Here is a 22,721-nt window from a genome sequence, read left to right on the forward strand (position 1 = left end):
CGCACGACATGCAAGTGTCGAACACAAAGGGCGGCCCCAGGTGGGCCGCCCTTTGGCGTCTTGACGTGATGGTATTGTGCCGACAGGCTCGCTCGGCACCGCCTGGAGGCTGTTTCGAAGCGCTGGCGGTGCTAACGCTGATCGCAGGGCTCATGCCCCACTGGGCGATTCGCCTGGAACGGCAGCCGCGCTCCCTTGGGCCTTCAGCCGGGCAAGCACACTCCTGGCGTCCATCGATCCCTCTAGGATACCCGACGTCCTGAGGCGTCGATCCAGATCCTGGCCGCTGGCCTCTTCATCCAGCTCCTTGAGGGCCGTCGTGACCTCTGCCTGGTGTTGCTGGAACGTGCGGATGCGTTCGTAGCTGGTTGCAATTTCGTCCATGTGTCGCTGGAGCCCGGTACTGCAAGCGCCCAGCTTCCGCCCAAGGCCAGCATTGCCGCTTCGCGCCTTGGCCAGTTTCATTTCGCGCTGGTAGTGGCGCAGTGACTGAGCCGCTTGCCCGAGCTCCTCGCGCAGGGTCTGTTCCTGTCGCGACAAGGCCTCGGCGTGCTGTCGCTGTGAGGTCAATTGGCTTTCGACCTCGGCGATGCGGCTGGCCACGGCCAAGGCCAGCGCTTCATCGTCCTGTTCGAGGGCCGCGCGAGCCTGGTGCTCTCTGGCTTCGAGCTGCTCGGCCAGTTGCTGGTTGTGGCGCTCGAGCTGTCTGCGTTCGGCGATCAGGCCGGCGAGATCGAGGCGTGCCTGGTGCAAGGCCTGCTCGGCCTCACGGATCTCCTGGGCCATGATCCGCAATGCGTTGGCATCCACCAGCTTCTCTACCGGTTCGTGAGCTGTCGCCCGAACCAGGGTGTGCAGTTTCGTCCAAAGTGACATGGTGGCTACTCCGTGTATTCCTTGAGAAGTTGCTGGGTGCGGGCCTCGGAGATGCGGTTGTGGAAGCGCCGGCTCTCGTGGTCATCGCGTAGCGTCTTGGACAGGGTGATGGTGGTGGAGACCAGAAACAGTGAACACACGCCGAGATAACCTTTGACCAGCAGGTCGATGGGCGCCATCACGATACCGACCGCCATGGCGGCCAGCGCGATGGCAAAGGTGACCTTGACGAAGAACAGCCAGCCTGACGAATTGTTGCTCGCTTCATTTTCCATGGAGATCTCCTGCTTGCTGGGTGGTGGAGCCGACATCGCCTACAGGGTGTGGCGAGCGCGGCGTCGATGGCACTATGGCGAGGTCGGGGCGCGGTACGCCAGCAGGATCCGGAAGGTAGCGTGTTGTTGAGCCGTGAGTCGCGTATTCTGCTACCTTGGCCGGGGCTTTCGGCGATGAGGGATGTGAGTCATGGCGCAGACGGTGGCGATTGTGGATGCGCTCAAGGCGGCACTGCGGGCCAATGGCGTCACCTATCAGCAGGTGGCGGCGGCGCTTGGCCTGTCCGAGGCCAGCGTCAAGCGGCTGTTCGCCGAGCGCCAGTTTTCGCTGCAGCGCCTGGATCAGGTGTGTGCCCTGGTCGGTCTCGAGATCACAGACCTTGTCCGCCAGCTGGAGCCCCAGGCGCTGGTCGACGCGATCGCCCCAGAGCTTGAGCAGGAGCTGGTCTCTGACATGTCGCTGCTGCTGGTGGCCTTCTGTGCGCTTAATCGCTGGCGCTTTGAAGATATCTGTGCGACCTATTCGCTCGGCGAGCCTCAGGTGATAACGCACCTGGTGCGGCTCGATCGCATGGGATTGATCGAGCTGCTGCCGGGCAATCGCATCAAGCTGCTGATCAGCTATGACTTCCAGTGGCAGCCGCAAGGGCCTATCCAGCGCTTCTTCGAGTCCCGGGTCCAGGAGGATTTCCTGGCGTGTCGCTTCGATCGCCCGGGCGAGATAAGACTGTTCGTCAATGGCATGCTGTCGGTGCGCTCCAATGAGGTGATGCAGCAGAAGCTTCGGCGGCTGGCGCTGGACCTTCGCCACTGTCATCAGGAAGATCTGTCGCTGCCGCTCGAGCAGCGCTTTGGTGTCAGCCTGATGATCGCCATGCGCCCCTGGGAGATGGAGGTGTTTCGCCGCTACCGCCGTGTTGAGGACGACAAGTGCTACCCGGGACACGGCGGCAAGCCGCAGTGTTGACCATCGCTGACGAACGAACCCGATTGAACCGATAGAGAGAGGATTCATGGCCAAGGCCAAGAGCGCCTTCGTGTGCACCGAGTGCGGTGCCGAGTACCGCAAATGGCAGGGGCAGTGTTCCAGCTGCCAGGAGTGGAACACCTTGACCGAGGTGCGTCTGTCCTCGCCTGCCAGAAGCGGGTCGAGCGCCGGCGCGACGGCGCGCGGTGGCTACGCCGGCAGCCTGTCGCGTGAGGTGGTGGATCTGGCCAACGTGGATCTGTCGGAGGTACCGCGGTTGTCGTCGACCTTTGCCGAGTTCGACCGCGTACTCGGTGGCGGTCTGGTGCCGGGCTCCGCGGTGCTGCTGGGCGGCCACCCCGGGGCCGGCAAGTCCACCTTGCTGCTGCAGACCGCCTGCAAGCTGGCTCAGGAGCGCAGCGTACTCTACGTCACCGGCGAGGAGTCGCTGTCCCAGGTGGCGATGCGCGCCCACCGCCTGCAGTTGCCGACCCAGGGACTCAAGATGCTGGCGGAGACCAGCGTCGAGACCATCCTGGCGGTGGCCGAGCGCGAGCGCCCCGAGGTGCTGGTGATCGACTCGATCCAGACCATGCATCTGGAGGACATCTCGTCGGCGCCGGGTGGTGTGGCCCAGGTACGCGAATCCGCGGCGGCACTAACCCGTTTCGCCAAGCAGTCCAGCACGGTGCTGCTGCTGGTCGGCCACGTCACCAAGGACGGCAGCCTGGCCGGGCCCAAGGTGCTCGAGCACATGATCGACGCCTCCCTGCTGCTGGAAGGGGGCGCCGATTCCCGCTTCCGTACCCTGCGCGGCCAGAAGAACCGCTTCGGCGCGGTCAACGAGCTGGGCGTCTTCGCCATGCTGGAACACGGCATGAAGGAGGTGAAGAACCCCAGCGCGATCTTCCTTTCGCGTCAGCAGGAGCAGGCCCCCGGCAGCCTGGTGATGGTGGTGTGGGAAGGCACCCGGCCGATCCTGGTGGAGGTGCAGGCACTGCTCGACGAGTCGGCGCTGGGCAACCCGCGCCGCGTCGCGGTGGGGCTGGACGCCAATCGCCTGTCGATGCTGCTGGCGGTGCTGCACCGTCACGGTGGCCTGTTTACTGGCGACCAGGACGTCTTTCTCAACGTCGTCGGCGGGGTCAAGGTGCTGGAGACCAGTGCCGACCTGGCGGTATTGCTGGCGGTGGTGTCGAGCCTGCAGGGCAGGGCACTGCCGCGCGAGCTGGTGGTATTCGGCGAGGTTGGCCTGTCCGGGGAGATTCGCCCCGTGCCGAGCGGCCAGGAGCGTATCGTCGAGGCCGCCAAGCACGGTTTTACCCGTGCCATCGTGCCCCGGGGTAACGCTCCCAAGAACTCCCCGGCGGGGATGGAGGTGGTGGCGGTGGACAAGCTCGCCGACGCCCTCGAAGTGCTGTAACCCCATCCATGAACTGATCACCAGGGCGCCAGACCATACCCTGATCACAGCCGGTTACCCGGGTTGTGATCAGGACGATGGTGACTGCGCCGTGCCGATTCCGCCGGTCCTGCTGGTGTAGAATGGGCCCATCATTGCCAAGGAGACTTCCATGAGCGCCATCCGCTTGACCCAATACAGTCACGGTGCCGGCTGTGGCTGCAAGATCGCCCCCGATGTGCTCGACAGCATCCTGGCCAAGGCCGGTCCGGGAGCGAGCCACTCGAAGATGATCGTCGGCAACCAGGGACGAGAGGACGCCGCCGTCTTCGACCTGGGCGACGGGCGCGGCATGATCAGCACCACCGACTTCTTCATGCCGATCGTCGATGACCCCTTCGACTTCGGCCGCATCGCCGCCACCAACGCCATCAGCGACGTCTACGCCATGGGCGGTGACCCGGTGATGGCGTTGGGCATTCTGGGCTGGCCGCTGGACAAGCTGGGCGCGGACATCGCCGGTGATGTGGTGGCCGGGGCTCAGGCGGTATGTCGTGAGCTGGGCCTGGCGCTGGCGGGCGGCCACTCCATCGATGCCCCGGAGCCGATCTTCGGTCTCGCGGTCAACGGTCTGGTGGAACTCAAGCACCTGAAGCTCAACAAGGGCGCCAAGCCCGGCGATCTGCTGTTTCTGACCAAGCCGCTGGGGGTGGGCATGCTGACCACGGCGGAGAAGCAGGGGCTTCTGGAAAGCGGTCACCATGGCCTGGCGCGGGAAACCATGCTGATCAGCAACCGTATCGGTGCCGCCCTTGCGCGCATCGAAGGGGTGCGTGCGATGACCGACGTCACCGGCTTTGGCCTGGCTGGCCACCTGTCCGAGGTGTGCGCGGCCAGTGGCGTGGCGGCTCGCATCGACTTTCGCCGCCTGCCGCGCCTGGCCGAGGCCGAGGCTTACCGGCGCCAGGGCGCGGTACCCGGCGGCACCCGTCGTAACCGTGACGCCCTGGGGGCCAGCCTGCCGCAGATGGATGAGGCCCACTGGCAGTGGCTGTGTGATCCGCAGACCTCGGGCGGTCTGTTGATCTCGGTACACCCGTCCTGGGAGGACGATGTCGAGCGGGTCGGCCGCGAGTTCGGTATCGAGCTTGCACCCTTCGGCGAGGTCGTCGAGGCCAGCGGTGAGGCGCTGATCGAGGTGCGCGGATGAAGTTGCCGCTGGTCCCGGCGGATCCCGCCCTGCTGGTCGAGGGGCGCACCTTGATCGACGTGCGGGCGCCGGTGGAGTTCGCCCAGGGCAGCCTGCCCGGGGCGGTCAACCTGCCGCTGATGAACAACGAGGAACGCCATCAGGTCGGGATCGCCTACAAGCAGTCCGGCCAGCAGGCCGCCATCGCCCTGGGCGAGCGGCTGGTGTCCGGCGAGATCAAGGCCGCGCGCATCGAAGCCTGGAAGCGCCAGCTCGAGGCGGCCCCGGACGCCATCATCTACTGTTTTCGGGGTGGCCTGCGCTCGCAGATCGCCCAGCGCTGGCTGCTTGAGGCCGGCGTCGAACGACCGCGCATCGAGGGTGGCTGGAAGGCAATGCGCCAGACGTTGTGCGCACGCATCGATGACGCCGCCGCCCAGCCCATGCTGGTGGTGGGTGGCCTGACCGGCTGCGCCAAGACGTCCATCGTGCAGGCCCTGGACAACGGTCTGGATCTGGAGGGCTGCGCCCGTCACAAGGGCTCGGCCTTCGGCCGCCATCCACTGATCGCCCCCAGCCAGATCGACTTCGAGCACGCCATGGGCCTGCGACTGCTGTCATTGCACGGGCCGCTGGTGCTGGAAGACGAGTCGCGCCACATCGGCGCGGCCAATATACCGCTCGAGTTCTGGCGGGGAATGGAGCCGGCGCCGAGGATCCGCGTCGAGATGCCGCTGGACTGGCGCCTCAACCAGATCCACAAGGACTACATCGACGACCTGTGGACGATCTATCGCAATCAGTTCGGCGAGCGCCTCGGTTGGTCACTGATGCGCAAGCAGTTGTCGACGGCGCTGGGGCGACTGAAGAAGCGCCTGGGGAGCGCGCGACTGGCCCGCCTGCAGCGGCTGCAGACGCTGGCCTTCCGCGAGCACGAGGCCGGAAACCGCCAGGCCCACGAGGCCTGGCTGGCGCCTTTGCTTACCGAGTACTATGACCCCATGTACCGCTATCAGTTGGAGAAGCACACCGAGCGTCGCTTCCTGCATGTCGGTGACTGGGACAGCTGCCTCGAGTTCGCCAAGACCTGGAGTCAGCAGCAGTGGGACGCGGTGGCGAGTTAGACAATTAGACGTCCGGTGCCGTGCGCAGCCACTGGCTCAGCAGGCGATCCAGCAGCGGCGCCAGGGTATCCAGGCGCCGTGCCTCGGCAAGGATCGTTTCCGGCGACTGGGTCCTGGGGCTTGCGTCGGCGCCTTGCGGCAACGGCATCGTCTCGAGAAAGGCCGTCAGGCTCTCCTGGTGATGATGCAGGTGGCAGGCCAGGCCAACCACCCGGCCGGCGTCCCAGGCGAAGCCGAGCACCGGGCTTGTCGGCGTGCCGCCCAGCGGCAGGGCGTCATCGGGTAGTCCGAACACCTGGCGATGCCACAGCAGGGCGGGGAAGTCGTCGGGCAGGTCGAAGGGGCTGTCGTCGGCCAGGCTGACGGTCTGCCAGCCGGCTTCGGCCTGGGTTCCACGGCCCACCGGAGCGTCCAGCGCTTCGGCGATGCGCCGGGCGCCGGCGCCGAGCCCGAGCAGCGGCTTGTGGCCGTCGAGCATCTGGTCGATCAGCTTGCGTTCGGCCTTGAGCCAGGGCGCCTGGTCGCGGTCCTCGAGATCGTCGAGGATGATCAGGGCGTCGCAGTCCCCGGGGCGCGGCACCAGCTCACCGTCGTAGAGGTGGAAGACGGTGAAGCTGTGGCCCATGCTGGCAAGCCAGTCGCCGATGCGTGCGGGGCCCAGGTCAGGATGGTGCTTGAGCAGATGAAGGTGCATGGGGGCCTCGCTCAGATTGAGGGTGGGCGGCGCCATCCCTCGATGAAAATGCAACCAGAACGAAAGGTTACATGAATCCGGACGTCCGAGAACAGATTCTTACCATCATCAGCGAGATTCCTTCGGGGCGGGTGACCAGCTACGGACGCATCGCCGCCATGACCGATGGGGCCAGCGCACGCATGGTCGCGCGGGCGCTGCGCGATCTGCCGTCGGGGCATGAGCTTCCCTGGTTCAGGGTGGTGACGGCCTCGCGCAAGCTCGCCGACCACGGCGGGGCCGACGAGCAGCGCAAGCGTTTGATCGATGAAGGTGTGGCCTTCGATGAGCGTGGACGGATCGCCCAGGAGCGCTTCTGGCCTTGAGTCGCCCAGTCCGCTTTCGGCCATCGCCGTTTTCCCGACATTCGACACGCGACCCTCGACTCTCGCCCCTTGAACCTTGAATAAAGGGACCGGCAGCCCGTTTATTGCCAGCACAGGAGCCATCATGGCAAAGCCAGGATTTCACCAGCGCCTGCAGGCGCTGACTCTACGTCAGCAACAGGCCTTCATGGCCGCGTTGACCGAGCGCATGCTGCCCAACTATGCGCTCTACGCCGATACCAGCGGTCACGGGGATCTGGCGGGCATGAGGGCGATCCTCGACCTGGTGTGGGAGCAGTTGACGGTCAAGGACGCCAAGATCGACTTCGATCTCCAGGCCGAAAAGCTCGGCGAGCTGGAGCCTCCTCAACAGGACGACAGCTTCGGCGCCCGTCGTGCCCTCGATGGGGTGGTCGCGCTATCGGCGATCCTCGATACCCTGAGAGGCGATGCGCCGGACGCGGTGCTTGAGGTCAGCAAGGTCTCGAAGGCAGCGGTGCGCTCCTTTATCGAGCTGACTGAGGGAGAGGACGACGCCGAAAAGCTCGCGCAACTGGTCAAGCAGCACCCGTTGATGGAAGACGAGAACGACTTTCAGGATGCGGCGCTGGAGGCGGCCGAGGAAGAGCCGAGCAAGAAGCACGTCAAGGCGTTGAGAAAGCTTGGACGCAACGGTGGTGTCAGCAATCTGGGGCTGACCCTGGACTGAGGTCGGTTTCAGTCCGTACAAACGACCACCCCCACCGGGCTACCCGGCGGGGGTGGTTGGTTGCTGGCTCTGCAAGCCCTGGCTGAAGAGCCAGCCAAAGGCGTCGGTCAGAGGCGCATGGTGATGCCCTTGTCGGCCATATAGCGCTTGGCCTCGGGGATGGTGTACTCGGCGAAGTGGAAGATGCTGGCCGCCAGCACCGCATCGGCGTGGCCTTCGGTCACGCCCTCGACCAGGTGGTCGAGGTTGCCGACACCGCCGGAGGCGATGACCGGCACCGCCACCGCATCGCTGATGGCGCGGGTGACGCCCAGGTCGAAGCCGGCCTTGGTGCCGTCGCGGTCCATGCTGGTCAACAGCAGTTCGCCGGCCCCGTACTCGACCATCTTCTTGGCCCATTCCACCGCGTCGAGCCCGGTGGGGCGACGGCCGCCGTGGGTGAATATCTCCCAGCGAGGGGCTTCGCCTTCCTCGCTGACGCGCTTGGCGTCGATCGCCACCACGATGCACTGGCTACCGAAGCGCTCGGCGGCTTCACGCACGAACTCAGGGTTGGTTACCGCTGCGGTATTGATCGAGACCTTGTCGGCGCCGGCGTTGAGCATGGTGCGGATATCGTCACAGGTGCGGATGCCGCCGCCTACCGTCAGCGGGATGAACACTTCGCCGGCGATGCGCTCGACCATCTCCACCGTGGTGTCGCGGTCCTCGTGGCTGGCGGTGATGTCGAGAAAGGTGATCTCGTCGGCGCCCTGCTGGTTGTAGCGCTGCGCCACCTCCACCGGGTCGCCGGCGTCACGGATGCCGACGAAGTTGACACCCTTGACCACTCGGCCGGCGTCGACGTCGAGACACGGGATGATGCGTTTGGAAAGAGCCATGGAGCCTCCTCAGCCTTGGGTCAGTTCGTCGCACAGGCGCTGCCCTTCGGCGACGTCCAGGCTGCCTTCGTAGATGGCGCGTCCGGTGATGGCGCCGAGAATGCCCGGCTCGCCAGCCGCCACCAGGGCGCGCAGGTCATCGAGGTTGGTCACGCCGCCGGAGGCGATGACCGGAATGCCACCGTCCCGGGCCAGGGCTGCCGTGGCCTCGACGTTGACGCCGTTCATCATGCCGTCGCGAGCGATATCGGTGTAGACGATGCTGGAGACGCCGTCGTCGGCAAAGCGCTTGGCCAGATCCACCGCCATCACCTCGGACACCTCGGCCCAGCCGTCGGTGGCCACACGGCCATCATGGGCGTCGAGGCCGACGATGATATGGCCGGGGAAGGCGCGACACATTTCGGTCACGAAGTCAGGCTCCTTGACCGCCTTGGTGCCGATGATCACCTGGGAGACGCCGGCCTTGAGGTAGTGCTCGATGGTCTCGGCGCTGCGAATGCCGCCACCGATCTGGATCGGCAGGTCGGGGTACTGGCGGGCAATGGCGGTCACCGCCTCGCCGTTGACCGGACGCCCCTCGAAGGCGCCGTTGAGGTCGACCAGATGCAGGCGCCGTGCGCCGGCCTCGACCCAGCGAGCGGCCATGGCGACGGGGTCGTCGCCATAGGTGGTGGCCTCGTCCATGCGGCCTTGCTTGAGACGAACGCACTGTCCGTCCTTGAGATCGATGGCGGGAATTACCAGCATGTTGTGTCCTCGGGGTGCCTTTTCAGGGGCGTGCCAGTGTGATCGATGCAGGCAGGGCGTGGGCCGTGCCGGTGCAGATGTCGGGCGGCGGCCAGGGCAAGCGAGCGCCTGCCCGTCCGGCGCTCAGGTCTGGGTCAGGGGTTCCACTGGACAAAGTTCTCGAGCAGCCTGAGGCCGGCACGAGCGCTCTTTTCCGGGTGGAACTGCACCGCAAAGGTGGCGTCACGACCCACCGCCACATGGGCGCTGACGCTGCCGTAGTCGGTGGTGCCGAAGACCTCGGCGTCATGCTCGGCGGCCACATAGTAGCTATGCACAAAGTAGAAGTGCGAGCCGGGCTCGATACCCTCCCACAGCGGGTGGGCGTTGGGCTGCGCCACCAGATTCCAGCCCATGTGCGGGACCTTCAGGCGAGCGCCGTCACTGTCCTTCATGTCCAGCGGAAACCGCTTCACCTGACCGGCGAGGTGGCCCAGGCAGTCGATGCCGCCGTTCTCGTCGCTGTGGTCCATCAGCATCTGCTGACCCACACAGATGCCCAGCAGCGGCTTGGACTGGCTGGCCAGAAGCTCGCGAACCAGGCCGCTGAGCTCGGTACGCTCCAGTTCGCCCATGCAGTCGCGGATGGCGCCCTGTCCCGGTAGCACGACACGGGTCGCGCCCTGGATCGAACGAGCGTCGCGGGTCACCAGCACGTTCTCGTGGGTGACGTGTTCCAGTGCCTTGGCGACGGAATGGAGGTTGCCCATTCCGTAGTCGATGACGGCAATGGTCATGAAGCGCTCCTTGGTGGTTGGCCCGGAGGGGCGCCGCTGCCGGCGACCGCCTCGCTTGGTGTCTTGTCGTCTTGTTGCTGTTGGACCGCAGCCGGCGGCGTTAGAGGCTACCCTTGGTGGAGGGCAGCTTGCCGGCCATGCGGGGGTCCTCGGCGGCGGCCATGCGCAGGGCGCGGCCGAAGGCCTTGAAGATGGTTTCCGCCTGATGGTGGGCATTGAAGCCCTTCAGGTTGTCGATATGCAGCGTGACCTGGGCGTGATTGACGAAGCCCTGAAAGAACTCCCAGAAAAGCTGGGTGTCGAAACGCCCGATGGTGGCGCGGGTGAACTCGACGTTCATGGACAGGCCGGCACGGCCGGAGAAGTCTATGACCACCCGGGACAGTGCCTCGTCCAGCGGCACATAGGCGTGGCCGTAGCGATAGATGCCGCGCTTGTCGCCGATGGCCTGGTTAAACGCCTGTCCCAGGGTGATGCCGAGGTCCTCGACGGTGTGGTGGTCGTCGATGTGCAAATCGCCGTTGACGCTGATGTCCAGGTCGACCATGCCGTGGCGGGCCACCTGGTCGAGCATATGGTCGAGGAAGGGAACCCCGCTTTCACCCTTGAGGTTGCCCTCGCCGTCGAGGTTGAGGGTGACGCTGATCTGGGTTTCCTTGGTGTCACGGCTGACCGTGGCAATACGCTCGGACATGTCGTCTCCTGCGCTCACGCGCATGTCGGAATTGGGGGCCTTGTTTCTAAGGTGGGCCGGTCGCGGTGCGAGGCGCACAAGACAGCCATTATAGTGAATCGGCACCCCCATCCGCTACAATGCAGCCATTCCAGTGGCGGCCGTCGCCGCCCTCCGGCCAAGGGAGACAGCGTATGCCGGTGACCCTCTTTCGCGTCGACCAGGATGTCTGGGACGCCGATGAACAGGTGCGGATCGATCTGACCCGCATTTATGCCGATGCGCCGGAGGAGCGCATCAAGCTCCCGCCGGGAGCCTACGTGACCCGCCAGCTCGAACATGGTTTCTTCTGGGCGGCGCGCTTCAATGATCGCCTGCTCGGTGCCGTCGCCGTCAGTCCTGGTGACGGGCGCTGGCGCATGTTCGACCTCTGTGTTCGCAAGACCACTCGTCGGCGTGGCGTGGGCTCGCGCCTGCTGGCGCTGATCAGCGCTGCCGCCAACCGTGACGGCGTGGCGCTGAGCGTGGCCGGTTCGCAGCTGACCCTGGCCGACCAGATGCTGCTAAAGCGTCTGGGCTATCAACTGACGCGAAGCGGCGATGATTTCCAACTCGATCTGCCCACCGGAGAAAGCGGCAAATGAAACGACTCGTAAGAACCCTGCTGGCGGTCGTCGGCGTCCTCGCCCTGGTCACGGTGGGCGCGGTGGTCTACGTCACCACCTTCTTCAACCCCGAGGACATGAAGCCGAGGCTGGTGTCCGTGGTGAAGGAGCACACCGGGCTCGAACTGTCGCTGGAAGGCCCATTGGAGTGGTCCTTCTATCCGCGCATTGGTGTCAGCGTGGCCGAGGCCGAAGCGCGCCTGCCGGATCAGGCGGATGACGCTCAGGCCTTTGCTGCCTTCTCCGAGGCCTCGGTCAGCCTGGCGTTCACACCGCTGTTGCGCGGCGAAATCGCCATCGACGGCCTGACCTTGGATGGGCTGTCGCTGAATCTCGAGCGCGACAGTGATGGCACCGGCAATTGGGAGGCGCTGCTCGAACGCCTCGAAAACAGGGCCGATGACGCCGAAAAGGCGCTGGCGCCGGCTAGCGCAGGCCCCAACCCGGATGATGAAGGCGGTCTGTCGGTGGCCCTGAACATCGCCAGCGTCGAGGTGACCAAGGGCCATCTGAGCCTGGTCGATCATCAGGCCGGCCGCGAGTGGCAGGCCGAGAAGCTCACCATCAACGGCAGCAACGTCAATCCGGATACCGCCTTTCCGCTTAGCTCCACCTTCCAGCTGAAGGTGTTCGACCAGCTCGATGGCGGCGGTGAGGGCGAAACAACGGAAGAGCGCACCCCTGGCCTGCAAAGCGATGTCACCCTGGAGAGCGACGTCAATCTGGGGCTCGCCGACAGCCGCCACGTGCTCAGCGACGTGATGCTGGAGACCAGTACTCTCCTGGCCGGTGCCTCGGAACCCCAGGAGGCGACCCTGACCAGCGACGAGGTGGTGCTGAACCTTGGCGAGCAGCGTCTGCACATGGCGCCGAGTCAACTGGACGCCAGCCTGCTGGCACCCCAGTTAGGCGAGAAGCGTGTGGCCATGACGCTTTCGTTCCAGCTGGAGTCGGACTTCGACGCCGGTACCGCCCAGCTGCGCGATATCGCCTTGAGCGGCCCCGATGGTCTGTCGATCAAGGGCAATCTCAACCTGAAGGAGCTGAATTCGGCGCCACGCTATGACGGCCAGGTGCGTCTGGCACCCTTGTCGCTGCGTGCCTGGCTTGCGCGCATGGACGCCATGCCCAGCATGTCCAGCGACGAGGCGCTGTCGGAAGTGGCGCTGACCAGTCCGGTGGAAGGCACCCTCGAGCAGCTCTCGCTCAATGGTCTGACGCTGGTGCTCGATGACAACACCTTCTCCGGTTCCCTCGGTGCACGCTTCGATGGCACCCGGGTCGATCTCGATCTGGAAGGCGACCGCCTCGACGCCGACAGCTATCTGCCGCCGCCCGAGCAGGACACCGCCGCCAACGGCATTCCCGGCATCGCGTCGGCGCTGGCCCAGGACCAGGACGGCGCACCGGCGATCCTGCCGAAAAGCTTTCTGGCCGGGCTGGACGAGAGCGTATCGCTGGCGCTGGGTCAGCTGATCCTGGGCGGCCAGCGCTACCAGGATGTGTCCTTGAGCATGCAGGGCGAGGGTGGAAGGCATCGTCTGACCGGCTTCGAAGCGGGCTTCCATGAAGGTCGGCTTAAGGCCACCGGGGTGATAGACGCCAGCGGCGATGACCTCGCCTGGCAGCTGGCGCCGGAGGTCGAGGGCGTGCGTCTGGAGTCGTTGCTGACATCGCTTGGGCAGGAGCCCGCCCCGCTCAGCGGCTCGCTGCATGCTAGTGGTGAACTGACCACCCGCGGCAATGCTCGCCATGAGCTGACCCGTAACCTCAACGGCACCCTGGACACGCGGATCAACGAGGGCAGCATTCCCCGCGCCAATATTTCGCGTCAGTTGTGTACCGCCGTGGCGCGCCTCGAAGGCGAGCAGACCACCCGCGAGTGGAGCGAGAACACCCGCTTCGAGAACATCAGCGCGCGCTTCACCATCCGTGACGGCGTCGCCCATAACGACGACCTGTTGATCACCCTGCCGGGTATCGAGGTCAGTGGTGGTGGCCAGCTCGATCTGGGCAGCCAGCGTTTTGATGCCAACGGGGCGGCCCGCTTTGTCGACACCGCCGATGCCGCCTGCAGCGTCAATCGGCGTCTCGAAAAGGTGCCCTTCCCGGTGCGCTGCGAAGGCAGCCTGGAGGGTGACAGCAGCCAGTGGTGCGGCTTTGACGCCGACGCCTTCAAGGCCAATCTGGGCGAGCTGGTCGCCGAAGAGGCCCGCTCCCGCGTCAACGAGGAAGTCGAGGAGCGGCTGGGCAAGGAGCTCGAGCGTCTCGACGAACGCATCGGAGAAGAGGCTGGCAAGGAACTTCGTGACGCCGTCCGTGGTCTATTTAATTGAGCATCAAGCAAGCCAGTCACTGCGCCGACCTCCGTGTCGGCGCTTTTTTTCGTGTCTGACTTTTGAGTGATGATAACTAATTGGTTTTATGAAATATTTATCAGAAGTCTCTGGCCCTGACAGTCGGACGAAAGGCGACAAGGATAGCGGTCGAGTGTCGCCGCTGCTCAGTACAGAGGAGTTTTCCCGGCGCCTGCTCGACTGGTTCGATGTGCACGGTCGCCACGATCTTCCCTGGCAGCATGATCGTACTGCCTATCGGGTGTGGGTCTCGGAAATCATGCTGCAGCAGACCCAGGTTACTACTGTAATTCCCTATTTTGAGCGGTTCATGCAGCGCTTTCATGATGTAAAGGCCCTCGCCGAGGCCAGCCAGGATGAGGTCCTTCATCTGTGGACCGGGTTGGGCTACTACGCCAGAGGCCGGAATCTGCACAAGGCGGCCCGAGTCGTGGTGGAACAGCATGCAGGCGAGTTTCCCACGGACAGCCTCGATGCCATGGCCGCGCTGCCCGGCATTGGCCGCTCGACCGCCGGGGCGATCATCGCCCAGAGCACCGGCAGGCGAGCCGTCATTCTGGATGGCAACGTCAAGCGCGTACTGACGCGCCTGCACGCGCTGAAAGGCTGGCCCGGTCGGCCAGCGGTGGAACGCGAGCTCTGGCACCTGGCCGAGCACTACACGCCGGAACAGCGAGTGGTGGATTTCACCCAGGGCATGATGGACCTTGGGGCGACACTGTGCCGCCGTGGCCAGCCGGACTGCGAGCGCTGCCCGTTCGCCGATGTTTGTGTGGCCCGCGCCCGAGGGGAGCAAAAGCGCTTCCCGGAGTCCAAGCCGAAGAAAGCGATCCCCTTGCGCCATACCCGCATGCTGGTGCTGAGCGACGAGGCCGGGCGCATCCTGCTGGAGCAGCGGCCTTCCCAGGGGCTGTGGGGCGGGCTGTGGGGGCTTCCCCAGTTCGACAGCGACGCCGAGATCGATGCCTGGCTCGATACCCACGCGCCAGGAGCCGAGCGAGACGAGCCTTGGTCGAGCTTCGTTCATGTGTTCAGTCACTTTCGCCTGGAAATCACGCCGGTGCCGGCACGTGGCGGGCGAGTCGATGGCGTTGCCGAGGGACGGCTGTGGTACGACCCCCAGGCGCCGGAGTCGGTGGGGCTTGCCGCACCGGTAAAGAAGCTGCTCGCCTCACTTGCTCCCTTTGCCTTGAGCCAGCCACCGTCGCGTTGACGTCGGTGCTGCCCCCCGCGCTGATCTTGGCGCACAGGGAGCCTGGGACGAGCGCCACGGCTCTGCAGCAACAGAACGCTTAAGTCTGGGCGGGGCACACTGCTATCCTCGTGCCAGCAGGCCACACCGTAGCCAGCAGGCCGTACCATAGAAAGGAGACCGCCATGAGTCAGACCGTGTTTTGCCGCAAGTACCAGAAGGAGCTCGACGCCTTGCCCTTCCCCCCGCTGCCGGGCAAGAAGGGGCAGGAAATCCAGGCGAGCGTGTCACGCCAGGCCTGGGAAGAATGGCAGGCGCTGCAGACCCGTCTGATCAACGAGAAGCATCTGAACATGATGGACCCGGCTAACCGCGAGTACCTGATGGAGCAGATGGAACGCTTCTTCGACAATGAAGAGACCGACCGCGCCGAGGGCTATGTTCCGCGTGACGCCTAGCCTTGCGACGCCTTGAAAAGCGCTCGCCATCATTTTGAAAGAAAAGGGGTTGACGGAAAACGGAGGAATTGGTTTAATACGTCGCGTTGGCAAGGGGCCAGATAGCTCAGTTGGTAGAGCAGGGGATTGAAAATCCCCGTGTCGGCGGTTCGATTCCGTCTCTGGCCACCAACTCTGCTGGGGTATCGCCAAGTGGTAAGGCACCGGTTTTTGGTATCGGCATGCGCAGGTTCGAATCCTGCTACCCCAGCCACGCCAACCCCGTTTCGGGTGAGACGCCCAAGGCGTAACACCAGAGTAGCAAGCGACCTTCCGGTCGGCCCGAGCCGGCATAGCTCAGTTGGTAGAGCAACTGACTTGTAATCAGTAGGTCCCGGGTTCGACTCCTGGTGCCGGCACCATCTAAAGCAGTGCAAAATCAGCTACTTACGAGCAAGAGTGGAATCCCCACCTGGCGTGTCAGTAGACCTGACAGCTTCGTGAAATAGAGACAGATCATCAGCCTCACACTTGTTTCCATCTGGAACCGAGGTGAGGTTATGCGCGTTGTATCTGTTATTTCGACCAAGGGCGGGGTCGGCAAGACCACCGTCACTGCCAATCTGGGCGGCCTCCTGGCCGATGCGGGCCTCAAGGTCCTGTTCATCGACCTGGACAGCCAGCCGACGCTCTCCAGCTACTACCCCCTTCGTACCGAAGCCCCCGGCGGCACCTACGAGCTGATCGCGCTCAGCGACACGGCGCCCGATCGCGTCATATCGCAGACGGCCCATCCCAACCTGGATGTGGTGATCTCCAACGATCACGCCGGCCAGCTCCCTCAGCTGCTGCTCAACGCCCCGGATGGCCGCTTCCGGCTAGCTCAGCTGCTCTCCAACCTGTCGGGTTATGACCTCATCCTGATCGACACCCAGGGCGCACGCTCCATCACCCTGGAGATGGCGGTTCTCGCCTCCGATCACGCTCTCTCTCCCATCACCCCCGAGTTGCTCTCCGCCCGCGAGTTCGTGCGCGGCACCGTTGGCCTGCTGCGCGATCTTGAAGCGCTCAGCCAGTTCACCCACCTCTCCGTTCCCCCCGTTTCCGTACTCGTGAATCGCCTGGATGAAACCGCCGATGCGCGGGGTATCCACCAGACCCTGGCAGAAATGTTCGCCGCCGGTGAGCAAGGCGTCACCGTCATGCAGAGCACCATCCGCGCTGGTGTCGCCTTCCGACAGGCGGCCAGCGCCGGCCTGCCGGCTCACCAGTTCGAGCCGCGCAAGCCCGCCGGCCGCAAGTCACTTTCTGCTGCCGACCAGGTCAAGGCGATGGCCCGTGAGCTCAACCCCGACTGGCAGCCGCTGATCGACGCCATGGTTAGCACCACCGCTATGCAGGGAGGCTGCCACGATGAGTGCCATTGAGAATCTGGTCGAACTCCGGGTGGCAGAAGAGCGCCCGGAAGCCGGCTATCTGCCTCCGCACAGCCTGGAGGCGGAGCAGTCGGTGCTGGGCGGTCTTTTGCTGGATAACGCCATGTGGGACGAGGTCGCCGACCGCCTGGCCCCTGCCATGTTCTATCAGCAGGCTCATCGTCTGGTGTTCCAGGCGATCCAGGGGCTGGCCGAGCGCGACCAGCCGATGGACGTGGTGACGGTCTCCGAAGCACTGGAGGAAGCCCACCAGCTGGATCAGGTGGGGGGGCTCGCCTTTCTGGCAGAGCTGGCCCGTAATACGCCCAGCGCGGCCAATGTGGCGGCCTATGCCGAGATCGTGAAGGACCGCCATGCGCTGCGTCAGCTGATCCACACCTGCTTCACGCTGAACCAGCAGGCACTGAATGCTCAGGGCCGCACAGCCGCCGAGCTGATCGAGGAGGCCGAGCAGAAGCTCTTCGCCCTGACGGAGGAACGCCATGAGCGGCTGAGCTCCATGAAGGAGATGCTGGGGGAGGCCATCAACGTCATCGATCAGGCCTTCAATGCGCAGGGTGGGGTGACGGGGATCCCGAGCGGCCTGAGCGAGCTGGACGCCATGACCGCGGGCTGGCAGCCGGGGGATCTCATCATCCTGGCCGGCCGCCCCTCCATGGGCAAGACCGCCATGGGGCTCGGCTTTGCGGAGCATGCCCTGATGGCAGAGGAGGCTGCCGGTCCGGTGTTCATCTTCTCCCTGGAGATGCCCGAGTCGCAGCTGATGCTGCGGCTGATCGCCAGCCTGGGCAATGTCTCCCTGCAGAAGCTGCGCACCGGAAAGATGGAAGATGAGGACTGGCCCAAGGTAACCGCCGCGGTTAATCGGCTCACCCAGCTGGACGGGAAGCTCTTGATCGATGATGCCTCGGGCATCACCGCTTCCAGCCTGAAGGCCCGCGCTCGTCGCATGACGCGGCGCTTCGGGCGCCCCTCCATGATCCTGGTGGACTATCTGCAGCTGCTTCAGGAGCCGGGCAGCGAGAATCGTACCCTCGAGGTGGGCAAGGTCAGCCGCATCCTCAAGGAAACCGCCAAGGAGCTGCGCACTCCGGTGATTGCGCTGTCGCAGCTCAACCGCTCCCTGGAGACCCGCCCCAACAAGCGCCCCTGCATGGCCGATCTGCGCGACAGCGGCGCGCTGGAACAGGATGCCGACGTCATTGCCTTCATCTACCGCGACGAGGTCTATCACCCCGACAACGAAGAGAGCCACGGCCTGGCCGAGCTGATCCTGGGCAAGCAGCGCAACGGGCCCACCGGCACCGTGCACCTGGCGTTTCAGGGGGAGTCGGCGCGCTTCAAGCCGTTGGCCTGGCAGCATCAGGAGGTGACCCCATGAGCCAGTATCGCGTGCACACACCCGAACCCCGTTCCCGACTTTCACAGGCTCTGGCTCAGGTCATGAACGAAACCCGCCAGCGTCAGCTTGAGGCTGAGAAGGAAGGGCTCCCAGCCCTTGAGCATCTGATCCGCGTGGCCGAGGGCCACAGCGGCCAGTCCCACCACCTGCGCCGCCTCCTGCTCGGGCTCTACAACGGTTACCGCTGGCCCTTTGAGATGCAGCGGCTTCGCGGGCTCGACCCTGACTTGCAGGAGGGCGCCCTCGCGGTGATCCAGATGGCCACCTATAGCGGCCACGAGATCCACACCTTCATCGAGGGCGGTGATGCCTTGCTGAAACGCTTCTGGGAGATCGAGGAGGGCAACGATGAGTAAGTCGCTGTCGGCAGCACGAGGGTGCAAGGGGATGCAGCGCCTGCTGCGCTATGCCGCCACCCGGGGGTGGGAGGTGCAGCGTACGAGCGGTGGGCACCTGAGGTTCAGCAAGCCCGGCTGTGCGCCGGTTTTCACCTCCTTCACCACCAAGGACCGCCGTGCCGAGCTCAATGCACGCTCGCAGCTGCGCCGGGCGGAGGGGCAGCAGAGGGGCCGCCATGACGAGTGATGCCACTGTCATCAGCACCCAGGCGCCGTTAGCCGGCGCCCTCTCTGCCCGCTTCGTCACCGAGGAATACCGCCGATGAAACGCCCGACCGACCAGCAGCTTCGCGAGCGCCTGATGCAGCCCGGCCCCAAGCGTCAGGGGCAGCCCGTGGATGCCGTGACCCCGCCCGATCAGGAGATGGCCGTCTGGGTCACCCTGGACATGCTCAAGCCCTACGAGCACAACCCCCGGCAGGTTCAGAACCCCAAGTACGAGGAGATCAAGGCGTCGATCCGTGCCGCGGGCCTCAAGCACAAGCCCCCTGTCACCCAGCGGCCGGGGGAGCAGCACTACACCATCTGCGACGGTGGCAATACCCGCCTGCAAATCCTGCGCGAGCTCTATGAAGAGACCGGCGAGTCGCGCTTCCACGCCTTCTATGCCCTGTACCGACCCTGGCAGTCGGAAGTGAAGATGCTGACCGGGCACCTCAGCGAGAACGACAACCGCGGCCAGCTGCTCTGGATCGAGCGTGCCAAGGGCGTGGTGGACGCCAAGGCGATGTATGAAGAGGAGAGCGGCAACACGCTCTCGCAGCGCGAGCTGGTCAAGCGTCTGGCCGAGGACGGCTACCAGGTCGCCCAGAGCCATATCAGCAAGATGCTCTATACCGTCGAGCATCTGCTGCCCACCCTGCCCAACAGCCTTTACAGCGGCCTGGGGCGGCCACAGGTCGAGAAGCTGATCAGCTACCGGGAAGCCTGCCGACTGCTCTGGGAGCGCTGTACCGAGGAGGTCACGCTCGAGGGCTTTGGCGAGGCGTGGCACCAGACCATGGCCTGGTTCGATGACGAGGGCCAGACCGAGATGAACTGGAGCATGGTGGTGGACCGGCTGTGCGGCATGCTGGCGGACCACACAGGGGTGCACTTCAACGTCTGCGAGCTGACCCTCGATAACATCGTCACCTACCGCAAGCGCCGCTGGGACCTGGAAGAGCATCAGGCTTTTGAAGCCCTGGATGTAGAGCTGCAGCAGATGCGCGACCCCAACGCCCAGCCGCCCTCGCTCTATCCGCCGCTGCCCGAGCCCGCCACGGGCGGCGCGCCGGTGGCGAAGGGGCCCGTTTCTGATCCTGGCCGTGAGCCTCAATCTCAGCCTCAATCCGACTCCCAGGCCGAGCAGCTGCCATCGCCTCGCACCCTCAGCAGAGATGCGCCTACCGACGATGAGAGAGCAGAGAGCGCCGAGCTGATCCGGCTGCGTGAGCAGGTTGCCGCGCTGGAGCGCGAAAAGCAGCAGCAGAGCGAGTCACCGTCTCCCATGGCGCCGGTACTCAGCGAGCCGGCATCGGAGGCTGACTCAGGGCCCATGGTGGCACCCGCAGAGGAGGCGTGTGACTGGCCAGAGGGTGCTGCGCGGACGGAGGCCGAGCGGGCTGCCCGCCTCGAGGGGCTGACCCAGTCCCGCTGGGAAGAGACTCCGGGGAAGCGCGGCTACCGTCACCATCTGGCCAGCGAGCTCGGCGTGCCCAGCTTCGACTTCGAGCAGCTGGCCCCCCTGGCGGTACCGGTGCTCTCCGGCGAGACCACCCCGCCCATTGCCGACGTCTGGTTTATCGAAGGCGTCGAGGATGAGCCTCGCTCACTGCATATTCGTATCCGGGAACTGGTGCAGGTCATCGCCCGCTGGGGCGGCTTCGGCGGCAGCGATGTGGTGATCGCCGATGACGACGGCATCGGTTTCGACCTAAACCCGCTGCCCGAGTCGGCCGACCGCCGTGCACGCTTCGCCTGGCAGGCGCTGGCCAGCCTGCGCGGCGAGCTCAATCCCGAGTACCCCGCCGATGCCACCCTGTGGGGAGCGCTGCTGGGCACCCATCGGGAAGAGGGCGCTGAGAGCGCCTGGGACGATGCGGTACTGCTTCGTTTCTTCCGTCTGGTGCGGCTGATTCGCCGCCTTCGTGAACACCTGCAGGGACAACAGGAGGCCCAGTCATGAGCTCTTCATCCGCCAACCTGAATCAGGCGCTGCTCAGCCAGGTCATGGGGTTTCTTCGTGAGGGCAATATGCGCCGTGCGCTGGCCCTCGGCTTCAGTGAGGATGAGCTGCGGACCCTGCGGCGGCTGAGAGCGAGCGATATCGACTCGCTGGCCTGCGCAGGGCCGGTGGTAGCGCGCTTCTCGGTGGATCACGCCGCACTGCGCGGCGTCCTGGCGCGCATCGATCGTGACCAGGACCGTGAGACTCTGATCGACCGCTGCCTGAGGCTGGGGGCCAGCGTCAGCATGATGGGAGCGTTCTTCGGCCTGACCGGCAACGACTGCTCGACGCGCCGTCAGCTGTTGGGCATCGCGCCGCGCCAGGGGCGGCTGGCGATGCCGTCGGAGCAGGCTGAGCACGATGCCTGGGAGCGCTGGCAGCATATCGCCCTGGACCCCAAGGCGACCGATGACCTGCAGGGTATGGTGACCCTCGCCGAGGAGACCGATATCCCGCTGGCGGTGGTGTGGCACCTGGTCAAGCAGTGGGTCGACCCCGGCCAGCCGCGCACGGCGCCGCCGGCCGAAGAGTGGGCGTCACCTGAAGGAGAGCGGTGATGGTGCAGCTTCGCGATGCCACTCGGAAGAGGCTGGATCGCCTGATTGGCCAGGCGGCTTCCGAGATGACCCAGCGCCGGGGCGAGTCCCCGGCGTCCTCCGTTGTGAACGGTGAGGTTGCGCAGTCTGGAGAAGCCGCATCCTCGGGCCTCGATGGACTGCTGTTCTTCGGGAACCCCCATGAGACCGTGCCGCGGTCTCTGCTGCTGGATCCTCGCCTCGGGCACGTCGACAAGCTTGGCTGGCAGATGATGCGGATGCTGGTCAATCCGGACCGAACCACGGCGGTGCCGACCTATGACGAGCTGCAGCCCTTGCTGCGGGGGGCGCCGGGCCAGAAGGCATCGAGGGCCACGGTCGCCCGCGTTATCGCTGTGCTTCGCCTGACCCGCTGGGTCAGCCTCGGGCACCGGGCGCGCAACGAGCAGAACGGCCGCATTATCGGCAACGTCTATATCCTGCACGACGAGCCGCTCTCGCCCGCGGAAGCTTCGGTGCTGGATGCCGACTACGTGGAGTATGTGTGTCGCTGCCTGGATCACCAGAACAAGGTGGTCAAGGCCGTTGCTGCCATGGTGCTCGAGGAGCTCCAGGAGGCGGGAGCCCTGCATGAGCTGCCGACGCGTCTCGATACCATGGCCTCTCGGCCCAGGCAGGCCCAGCGCCGGTCGCCTGACAGGCATGACGCTGCCCAGTTCTCTACCGTGACTGACCAGAAGAACCAGGGCAGGCAGCCGAGTTCTCAGCGAGAACCCGGCCGAGTGTGCCGAGAGAACTCCCCTGGTTTTCAGAGAGAACCAAGTCTGGAGTCAAAGGCTTACCGGGCTGTCGAGGCAGTTTTCGATGAAAACTCGGGCAGTTCTTCCCGTACAGTACGTACTTCACACTGTGTAAAACCTACAGGTACTTCAGCCGTGAACCTGCACTGGCCGGCATGTCTCTCGATGGATGAGAGCGAACGCCAGGCGACTCAGCTGCTGATGGCTGAGCTGGCCGGCGACACCCAGCAGGCGATTCTCGACGAGGCGGCAGGGCGCGTGAGCGGTGGCTCGGTGCGAAACCCCAAGGGCTTCCTGCGAGGGCTGATCAAGCGAGCCATCGGCGGCGAGTTCGTGGCGACCGGCTATGCCCAGGCTCAGGCGAAGCGCCGGGTGGGGAGGGCGCCACAGGGGTCTTCCGCTGCCGCCGAGCAGCCGGCAGCTCGAAGCGTGCCGCCGTCCCCCACCCGTACAGCGGAGCCGTCGATTGCCGAGCCGAGCACCACCTCGCCCGAGGAAGCCCAAGCCGCCCGAGAGCAGTGTCTGCGCTCGCTGGGGTTGTGGCCATCGGCCGGGAAAAACCCACTCAGCGGCCATTAACGATTCCCCTGTCTTCCCCGCATCAACTG

At 65.2% G+C, this 22,721-nt stretch carries 24 protein-coding genes and 3 tRNA genes; 20 read left to right on the top strand and 7 right to left on the bottom strand.

Going from position 1 to position 22,721, the window contains the following annotated elements; all coding sequences use genetic code 11:
- Positions 1–150: 150 nt before the first annotated feature.
- Both NFI08_RS07475 and NFI08_RS07480 read right to left on the bottom strand, forming a co-directional pair.
- Positions 151–876 carry a PspA/IM30 family protein gene (locus NFI08_RS07475; RefSeq protein ID WP_349588400.1) on the bottom strand — a complete coding sequence of 242 codons (726 nt, stop codon included), beginning with the start codon at positions 874–876 and terminating at the stop codon, positions 151–153.
- A gap of 5 nt (positions 877–881) precedes the next feature.
- On the bottom strand, positions 882–1,151 hold the full coding sequence (locus NFI08_RS07480; RefSeq protein ID WP_045994659.1) for a YiaA/YiaB family inner membrane protein: 270 nt from the start codon (positions 1,149–1,151) through the stop codon (positions 882–884).
- A gap of 190 nt (positions 1,152–1,341) precedes the next feature.
- Here NFI08_RS07480 and NFI08_RS07485 point away from each other — a divergent pair, with 190 nt between their 5' ends.
- The 4 genes from NFI08_RS07485 to mnmH all read left to right on the top strand — a co-directional run bounded on the left by NFI08_RS07485 (position 1,342) and on the right by mnmH (position 5,833).
- Positions 1,342–2,118, top strand: a complete 777-nt coding sequence (locus tag NFI08_RS07485) for a helix-turn-helix domain-containing protein (protein WP_213230837.1) — start codon at positions 1,342–1,344, stop codon at positions 2,116–2,118.
- Positions 2,119–2,164: 46 nt separating this feature from the next.
- Complete coding sequence (gene radA, locus NFI08_RS07490; RefSeq protein ID WP_045994661.1) at positions 2,165–3,541, top strand: DNA repair protein RadA; 1,377 nt, start codon at positions 2,165–2,167, stop codon at positions 3,539–3,541.
- A 151-nt stretch (positions 3,542–3,692) separates the two neighbouring features.
- Complete coding sequence (gene selD / locus NFI08_RS07495) at positions 3,693–4,730, top strand: selenide, water dikinase SelD (protein WP_045994662.1); 1,038 nt, start codon at positions 3,693–3,695, stop codon at positions 4,728–4,730.
- Positions 4,727–5,833, top strand: coding sequence for a tRNA 2-selenouridine(34) synthase MnmH (gene mnmH / locus NFI08_RS07500; RefSeq protein WP_108448388.1), 1,107 nt, complete (start codon positions 4,727–4,729; stop codon positions 5,831–5,833). The genes selD and mnmH overlap by 4 nt, the downstream gene beginning before the upstream one ends.
- A 4-nt stretch (positions 5,834–5,837) precedes the next feature.
- Here mnmH and NFI08_RS07505 read toward each other — a convergent pair whose 3' ends face one another.
- Complete coding sequence (locus NFI08_RS07505; RefSeq protein ID WP_108131591.1) at positions 5,838–6,527, bottom strand: type 1 glutamine amidotransferase; 690 nt, start codon at positions 6,525–6,527, stop codon at positions 5,838–5,840.
- Positions 6,528–6,598: 71 nt separating this feature from the next.
- On the opposite strand from NFI08_RS07505, the gene NFI08_RS07510 reads away from it, so the two are divergent.
- Together NFI08_RS07510 and NFI08_RS07515 are read left to right on the top strand one after the other, a co-directional pair.
- On the top strand, positions 6,599–6,892 hold the full coding sequence (locus NFI08_RS07510; RefSeq protein WP_045994664.1) for an MGMT family protein: 294 nt from the start codon (positions 6,599–6,601) through the stop codon (positions 6,890–6,892).
- Positions 6,893–7,016: 124 nt separating this feature from the next.
- Positions 7,017–7,601 (top strand): YjaG family protein, encoded by a 585-nt coding sequence (locus tag NFI08_RS07515; RefSeq protein WP_108131089.1) that lies wholly within the window; start codon positions 7,017–7,019, stop codon positions 7,599–7,601.
- 107 nt (positions 7,602–7,708) lie between these two features.
- Here the strand turns inward: NFI08_RS07515 and hisF are convergent, their stop codons facing one another.
- The 4 genes from hisF to hisB all read right to left on the bottom strand — a co-directional run bounded on the left by hisF (position 7,709) and on the right by hisB (position 10,702).
- A complete protein-coding gene (gene hisF, locus NFI08_RS07520) occupies positions 7,709–8,482 on the bottom strand; it encodes an imidazole glycerol phosphate synthase subunit HisF (protein ID WP_045994666.1) in 774 nt (257 codons plus the stop codon).
- 9 nt (positions 8,483–8,491) lie between these two features.
- Positions 8,492–9,232, bottom strand: a complete 741-nt coding sequence (gene hisA, locus NFI08_RS07525) for a 1-(5-phosphoribosyl)-5-[(5-phosphoribosylamino)methylideneamino]imidazole-4-carboxamide isomerase (RefSeq protein WP_108131090.1) — start codon at positions 9,230–9,232, stop codon at positions 8,492–8,494.
- Positions 9,233–9,366: 134 nt separating this feature from the next.
- Positions 9,367–10,008, bottom strand: a complete 642-nt coding sequence (hisH, locus tag NFI08_RS07530; protein WP_124805026.1) for an imidazole glycerol phosphate synthase subunit HisH — start codon at positions 10,006–10,008, stop codon at positions 9,367–9,369.
- A 100-nt stretch (positions 10,009–10,108) separates the two neighbouring features.
- Complete coding sequence (hisB, locus tag NFI08_RS07535) at positions 10,109–10,702, bottom strand: imidazoleglycerol-phosphate dehydratase HisB (RefSeq protein ID WP_045994669.1); 594 nt, start codon at positions 10,700–10,702, stop codon at positions 10,109–10,111.
- 173 nt (positions 10,703–10,875) lie between these two features.
- Between hisB and NFI08_RS07540 the strand changes: the two genes are divergently transcribed.
- From NFI08_RS07540 to NFI08_RS07605, 14 genes are all read left to right on the top strand, one after another.
- Positions 10,876–11,325, top strand: coding sequence for an acetyl-CoA sensor PanZ family protein (locus NFI08_RS07540; protein WP_045994670.1), 450 nt, complete (start codon positions 10,876–10,878; stop codon positions 11,323–11,325).
- Positions 11,322–13,682: an AsmA family protein gene (locus NFI08_RS07545; RefSeq protein WP_108448390.1), complete on the top strand. Its 2,361-nt coding sequence runs from the start codon at positions 11,322–11,324 to the stop codon at positions 13,680–13,682. Before NFI08_RS07540 ends, NFI08_RS07545 begins: the two co-directional genes overlap by 4 nt.
- 154 nt (positions 13,683–13,836) lie before the next feature.
- On the top strand, positions 13,837–14,916 hold the full coding sequence (gene mutY, locus NFI08_RS07550) for an A/G-specific adenine glycosylase (protein ID WP_260425390.1): 1,080 nt from the start codon (positions 13,837–13,839) through the stop codon (positions 14,914–14,916).
- Between the two features lie 164 nt (positions 14,917–15,080).
- Positions 15,081–15,353 (top strand): oxidative damage protection protein, encoded by a 273-nt coding sequence (locus tag NFI08_RS07555; RefSeq protein ID WP_045994673.1) that lies wholly within the window; start codon positions 15,081–15,083, stop codon positions 15,351–15,353.
- A 95-nt stretch (positions 15,354–15,448) separates the two neighbouring features.
- Positions 15,449–15,524, top strand: a tRNA-Phe gene (locus NFI08_RS07560).
- A 7-nt stretch (positions 15,525–15,531) separates the two neighbouring features.
- A tRNA-Gln gene (locus NFI08_RS07565) sits at positions 15,532–15,606 on the top strand.
- Between the two features lie 72 nt (positions 15,607–15,678).
- A tRNA-Thr gene (locus NFI08_RS07570) sits at positions 15,679–15,754 on the top strand.
- 138 nt (positions 15,755–15,892) lie between these two features.
- Entirely contained in the window at positions 15,893–16,759 is an 867-nt protein-coding gene (locus NFI08_RS07575; RefSeq protein WP_045994674.1) for a ParA family protein, read from the top strand.
- Positions 16,746–18,149, top strand: a complete 1,404-nt coding sequence (gene dnaB / locus NFI08_RS07580) for a replicative DNA helicase (RefSeq protein ID WP_045994675.1) — start codon at positions 16,746–16,748, stop codon at positions 18,147–18,149. The genes NFI08_RS07575 and dnaB overlap by 14 nt, the downstream gene beginning before the upstream one ends.
- Positions 18,146–18,526 (top strand): DUF7673 family protein, encoded by a 381-nt coding sequence (locus NFI08_RS07585; protein WP_253028365.1) that lies wholly within the window; start codon positions 18,146–18,148, stop codon positions 18,524–18,526. Before dnaB ends, NFI08_RS07585 begins: the two co-directional genes overlap by 4 nt.
- Positions 18,519–18,755, top strand: coding sequence for a hypothetical protein (locus NFI08_RS07590; RefSeq protein WP_045994676.1), 237 nt, complete (start codon positions 18,519–18,521; stop codon positions 18,753–18,755). The genes NFI08_RS07585 and NFI08_RS07590 overlap by 8 nt, the downstream gene beginning before the upstream one ends.
- Positions 18,756–18,830: 75 nt before the next feature.
- Positions 18,831–20,735, top strand: coding sequence for a ParB family protein (locus NFI08_RS07595; protein ID WP_045994677.1), 1,905 nt, complete (start codon positions 18,831–18,833; stop codon positions 20,733–20,735).
- Positions 20,732–21,334 carry a DUF2857 domain-containing protein gene (locus NFI08_RS07600; RefSeq protein WP_023004696.1) on the top strand — a complete coding sequence of 201 codons (603 nt, stop codon included), beginning with the start codon at positions 20,732–20,734 and terminating at the stop codon, positions 21,332–21,334. Before NFI08_RS07595 ends, NFI08_RS07600 begins: the two co-directional genes overlap by 4 nt.
- Positions 21,334–22,692, top strand: coding sequence for an STY4528 family pathogenicity island replication protein (locus NFI08_RS07605; RefSeq protein WP_045994678.1), 1,359 nt, complete (start codon positions 21,334–21,336; stop codon positions 22,690–22,692). The genes NFI08_RS07600 and NFI08_RS07605 overlap by 1 nt, the downstream gene beginning before the upstream one ends.
- Positions 22,693–22,721 lie beyond the last annotated feature (29 nt).

This window comes from Halomonas sp. EF61, from assembly GCF_040147045.1.
Lineage (GTDB): Bacteria > Pseudomonadota > Gammaproteobacteria > Pseudomonadales > Halomonadaceae > Halomonas > Halomonas litopenaei.